The following is a 5,460-nucleotide window of genomic DNA, read 5'->3' as shown; positions in this document are numbered from 1 at the left end:
TATCGTCGTGACAGTTTTTCGCGCAGGAGCGTCAGCCCATGGCACGCGTCACCGTCGAGGATTGCGTCCTCAAGATCCCGAACCGCTTCGACCTGGTGCTGATGGCGGCCCAGCGGGCCCGTGACATCACGTCCGGCGCGGCGCTGACCATCGATCGCGACGACGACAAGAACCCCGTGGTGGCGCTGCGCGAGATCGCCGACGAGACCGTGCCGCTGGAAAGCCTGAGCGAGTCCCTGGTCAAGGGCCACCAGAAGCTGGCCGAGATCGACGAAGCCGATGAGGAAATCATCGAGCTGATGGCCGGTGAGGAAGAGTGGCTGCAGGCCGGCGTGGCGCCGCAGGCCGCGGTCGGCTCGGACGAGGAATCCACCTTCGGCATCGAAGTCGCTGATGACGCCGAGACCGAGGACGCCGAGGAAGAGGATGGTCGCGGCGACCTGGAAATCGGCGGCACCGAAGACGACATCTGATATGAGCGGACCGGCCCGGCATGGTGTCTGACCGCCTGTCGGGAGAATGATCGATGCGGCCGGTCCGGTCGAGTTGGCGGCATGGCAGCCGCGCGCCTGCCGAATTTGATCCACAACGCGGCGGATTTCGGTTCAACCTGTCCGGCGGGGCGTTGGTCCCCGATCCGGGAGAATGGTGCATGGGTCGCTGGCGGGGCGTGGCATGATCCGCCAATACGAGCTGGTCGAGCGGGTGAAGGCGTATGATCCTTCGGCCGACGAGGACCTGATCAACCGCGCCTACGTCTATTCGATGAAGGCCCACGGCTCGCAGAAGCGCGCCTCGGGCGACCCGTACTTCATCCACCCGATCGAGGTCGCCGGCATCCTGGCCGGCATGAAGCTCGACACCGGGTCGATCGTCACCGGCCTGCTGCACGACACGGTGGAAGACACCGGCGCGACCCTGACCGAGCTGGAATCCCTGTTCGGGCGCGAGACGGCGCAGCTGGTCGACGGCGTCACCAAGCTGTCCAAGCTGGAACTGCAGAGCGACCAGTCGAAGCAGGCGGAGAATTTCCGCAAGCTGGTGCTGGCGATGTCGAAGGACATCCGCGTGCTGCTGGTCAAGCTGGCGGACCGGCTGCACAACATGCGCACGCTCGGCGCCTTCAACAACGAGGACAAGCGCCGCCGGATCGCCCGCGAGACGCTGGAGATCTACGCCCCGCTGGCCGAGCGCATCGGCATGCACGGCATGCAGGAGGAGCTGGAGGATCTCGCCTTCGCCCAGTTGCACGCCGATGCCCGCGAAAGCATCGTCCGCCGCCTGGCCCAGCTGCGCGAGGAAGGCCAGGACATCGTCTCCAAGATCCTGACCGAGCTGCAGAAGGTGCTGGAGGAGGGTGGGGTCAAGGCGTCGGTGGTCGGCCGCGAGAAGCGCCCCTATTCGATCTGGCGCAAGATGCAGCGCAAGAACATGGCGTTCGAGCAGCTGGCCGACATCATGGCGTTCCGCATCGTGGTCGAGACCGAGGGCGACTGCTACCACGCGCTTGGCCTGATCCACAGCCGCTACGCCTCGCTGCCCGGGCGCTTCAAGGACTACATCTCGACGCCGAAGCCGAACGGCTACCGTTCGCTGCACACCGCCGTGATCGGCCCGATGCGCCAGCGCATCGAGGTGCAGATCCGCACCGGTGACATGCAGGAGATCGCCGAGCTCGGCGTTGCCGCGCACTGGGCCTACAAGCAGGACGAGCGCAACCAGGACGGCACCCAGTACCGCTGGCTGCGCGACCTGCTGGATATCGTCGAGCAGGCGCAGAAGCCTGAGGAGTTTCTCGAACACACCAAGCTGGCGCTGTTCCAGGACCAGGTCTTCTGCTTCACCCCCAAGGGCGCGGTGATCGCGCTGCCGCAGGGGGCGACGCCGGTCGACTTCGCCTATGCCGTGCATAGCCAGATCGGCGACACCTGCGTCGGCGCCCGCGTCAACGGCCGGATGGTGACGCTGCGCCACCTGCTGCAGAACGGCGACCAGGTCGAGATCATCACCTCGAAGACCTCGACGCCGTCGCCGGAATGGGAACGCTTCGTCGCCACCGGCAAGGCCCGGGCCTGCATCCGGCGCTTCATCCGCGCCCAGCAATATGACGAGCACGCCAAGCTCGGCCGCTCGATGCTGCAGGGCGTGTTCCGGCAGGAAGGCTACGACTTCTCCGACAAGGCGCTGGAAGGCGTCCTCAAGATCTTCAAGGCGGACGACGCCGACGACATCCTGGCCAATGTCGGCGCCGGGGTGCTGGCCACGCGCGACGTGTTCAATGCCGTCTTCCCCGGCCACCGCGCCCAGGTGCAGCAGGAGAAAGAGAAGGCCGGCAAGGTCGTGCCGCTCAACCGGGCGCGCAAGACCACCCAGGGTGGCGGTGCGATCCCGATCCGCGGCCTGATCCCGAACCTCGCCGTCCACTACGCCCGCTGCTGCCACCCGATCCCGGGCGACCGCATCGTCGGCATCGTCACGACCGGCAAGGGCGTGACCATCCACACCATCGACTGCGACACGCTGGAAAGCTTCTACAACGCGCCGGAGCGCTGGCTCGACGTCAGCTGGGATGCCGGCGCGGATGCGGCGGACGACCATGTCGGCCGAATCCAGGTGACGATCAGCAATGAGCCGGGCAGCCTGGGCACCTTGACCACGGTGATCGGCAAGAATGGCGGCAACATCACCAACCTGAAGATCACCAGCCGCTCGGTCGATTTCTTCGAGATCCTGATCGACATCGACGTCAAGGACGTCAAGCATCTGACCAACATCATCGCGGCGCTGCGCGCCATGCCGGTGATCAGCGCCGTCGATCGTGCCCGCAGCCGCTGAAGCCGCCATCGTGGCGGCCGCGCTGCGACCGTGTCGTCTCGTGCGCGAGATTGATTTCCCCCCGTGGTCGGACCATACAAGGGCGCCATGACCGAAAACCAAAAGTCGATCACGATGTCGAAGAAGAAGGAAGGCGGATGGGGCGAAACCATCCGCACGGTGATCTACGCCATTGCGATCGCCTTCGGCATCCGCACCATCGCGTATGAGCCGTTCAATATCCCGTCCGGGTCGATGATCCCGACGCTGCTGGTGGGCGACTACCTGTTCGTGTCGAAATTCTCCTATGGTTACAGCGCCCAGACCCTGACCTTCGGGCTGCCGCTGTTCCAGGGCCGCATCCTGGGCAGCCCGCCGAAGCGTGGCGACGTCGCCGTGTTCCGCCGGCCGCGGGACACCTCGATCGACTACGTCAAGCGCGTGATCGGCCTGCCGGGCGACCGGATCCAGGTGACCGGCGGCCGCCTGTACATCAACGGCCAGATGGTCGACCGCCGCGAGGTCGAGCCCTATGTCTCGACCAATGGCTATGGCCAGCGCGAAGTGCTGCACCAGTATATCGAGACGCTGCCGGGCGCCAACGGCGCCGCCCCGGTCGACCATCCGATCCTGGAGCGGAACGACGACGGCCCCTACGACAACACCCAGGAATATGTGGTGCCGGCCGAGCATTACTTCATGATGGGCGACAACCGCGACAACAGCGCCGACAGCCGGGTGCTCGAGGATGTCGGCTATGTCCCGGTGGAGAATTTCGTCGGCCGGGCCGAATTCCGCTGGTTCAGCCTGGAAGACGCCAGCTTCTGGCAGGTCTGGAAATGGCCGTTCGCCCTTCGCTTCAGCCGCCTGTTCACGGGGATCCACTGATCCCCGAGACAGAGACGGGCGCTATACCGGCCAGCCCTGCACCCACGGGGGCCGATCTCGACGCGCTGGCCGGTCGCCTCGGCCACGGCTTCCGTGACCCGCAGCTGCTGGTGGAGGCGCTGACGCATCCGAGCGTCAGCGGCGCGAAGCGGAAGCTGGCCCGGCACGGCTACGAAAGGCTGGAATTCCTCGGCGACCGGGTGCTTGGCCTGGTCATCGCGGAATGGCTGCTGGAGCGCTTTCCGAAAGAGGATGAGGGCGCCATCGCCAAGCGCCATGTCGCCCTGGTGCGGCGCGAGGCGCTGTTCGAGGTGGCGGTGGCGATCGGCCTCGGCCGCCATCTCACCTTGTCGCCCGGCGAGGACATCGTCGGCCGCGAGAACCCGACCATCCTGGCGGATGCCTGCGAGGCGGTGATCGGCGCGCTGTACCGCGATGGCGGGCTGGCGCCGGCCGCCGCCTTCATCCGCGGCGCCTGGGCCGGCTTCATCGACCGCCATCTGCAGCCGCCGCAGGACCCGAAATCGGGGCTGCAGCAATGGGCGCTTGCCCGCGGGCTGCCGCTGCCGCGCTATGTCGAGGTGGCGCGCGGCGGCACCGACCACCAGCCGGTCTTCGAGATCCGGGTCGAAATCGACGGTCAGCCCACGGCCAGCGCCCGTGGATCGTCCAAACGGGTGGCGGAGCGCGATGCCGCAGCCGCCCTTCTGCAAAGGCTTGAGTCATGACCGAAGCGACGCGCTGCGGCTTCGTTGCCCTGATCGGCGCCCCCAACGCCGGCAAATCGACCCTGCTCAACACCCTGGTGGGCACCAAGGTCGCCATCGTCTCGCCCAAGGTGCAGACCACGCGCAGCCGCGTGCTCGGCATCCTGACCGAAGGCCAGGCACAGGTCATTTTCGTCGACACCCCCGGCATCTTCACGCCGAAGCGCCGGCTCGACCGCGCCATGGTCGCCGCGGCCTGGGCCGGCGCCGCCGAGGGCGATTTGGTGCTGCTGCTGGTCGACGCCACGAAGAAGGGCGTGCGCGAGGAGACTCGCGGCATCATCGAGAAGCTGGCCCAGACCAAGCGCCAGGCGATCCTGATCCTGAACAAGATCGACGCGGTGCGGCGTGAGATCCTGCTGGCCCTGGCCGCGGAGCTCAACGCCTCGGGCGTCTTCACCGACACCTTCATGATCTCGGCCCTGACCGGCGACGGCGTCCAGGATCTCCGCGCCTCCCTGGCCACGCGCCTGCCGGAAGGGCCCTGGCTGTTCCCGGAGGACCAGGTCTCCGACATGCCGATGCGGCTGCTGGCGGCCGAGATCACCCGCGAGAAGCTGTTCATCCGGCTGCAGCAGGAATTGCCCTACGCCGTCGCGGTCGAGACCGAGGCCTGGGAGGAACAGACCGACGGCAGCGTCCGCATCAGCCAGGTGATCTACGTCCAGCGTCCCGGGCAGAAGGCGATCGTGCTCGGCCATGGCGGCCAGATGATCAAGGCGATCGGCACCGCCGCCCGGCTGGAGCTGGAGGAGATCACCGAACAGCGCGTGCACCTGTCGCTGTTCGTCAAGGTGCGCGAGAACTGGCTCGACGATCCCGCGCGCTACTCCACCTGGGGACTCGATTTCGACGCGTGAACGAAGCGCGATGCTCTGTTCTCGTTTCGTGCTATACAGACGGAATGACCGCAGACAGGGCATGAATTGGACTGGCGCGACGACGGCATCGTCCTGACCGTCCGGCCGCATGGCGAGACGGCGCTGATCAC

5 protein-coding genes are annotated in these 5,460 nt (G+C 66.7%); all 5 read left to right on the top strand.

Going from position 1 to position 5,460, the window contains the following annotated elements; all coding sequences use genetic code 11:
• Window positions 1-38: 38 nt before the first annotated feature.
• The 5 genes from rpoZ (at window position 39) to era (ending at window position 5,329) form a co-directional block, all read left to right on the top strand.
• Window positions 39-473 (top strand): DNA-directed RNA polymerase subunit omega, encoded by a 435-nt coding sequence (gene rpoZ / locus AC3XYG_RS42215; RefSeq protein WP_489145914.1) that lies wholly within the window; start codon window positions 39-41, stop codon window positions 471-473.
• A gap of 202 nt (window positions 474-675) precedes the next feature.
• A complete protein-coding gene (locus AC3XYG_RS42210) occupies window positions 676-2,835 on the top strand; it encodes a RelA/SpoT family protein (RefSeq protein WP_489145913.1) in 2,160 nt (719 codons plus the stop codon).
• 87 nt (window positions 2,836-2,922) lie between these two features.
• Complete coding sequence (gene lepB / locus AC3XYG_RS42205) at window positions 2,923-3,702, top strand: signal peptidase I (protein ID WP_489145912.1); 780 nt, start codon at window positions 2,923-2,925, stop codon at window positions 3,700-3,702.
• Complete coding sequence (rnc, locus tag AC3XYG_RS42200; RefSeq protein WP_489145911.1) at window positions 3,654-4,430, top strand: ribonuclease III; 777 nt, start codon at window positions 3,654-3,656, stop codon at window positions 4,428-4,430. Before lepB ends, rnc begins: the two co-directional genes overlap by 49 nt.
• The gene (gene era / locus AC3XYG_RS42195; protein ID WP_489145910.1) at window positions 4,427-5,329 is read left to right on the top strand and encodes a GTPase Era; all 903 of its coding nucleotides are present in this window, start codon (window positions 4,427-4,429) and stop codon (window positions 5,327-5,329) included. Before rnc ends, era begins: the two co-directional genes overlap by 4 nt.
• Window positions 5,330-5,460 lie beyond the last annotated feature (131 nt).

It is taken from the genome of Inquilinus sp. (assembly GCF_057815775.1).
Note: the sequence above shows the minus strand (reverse complement) of the source record. Positions and strands in the feature narration are given on the sequence as shown.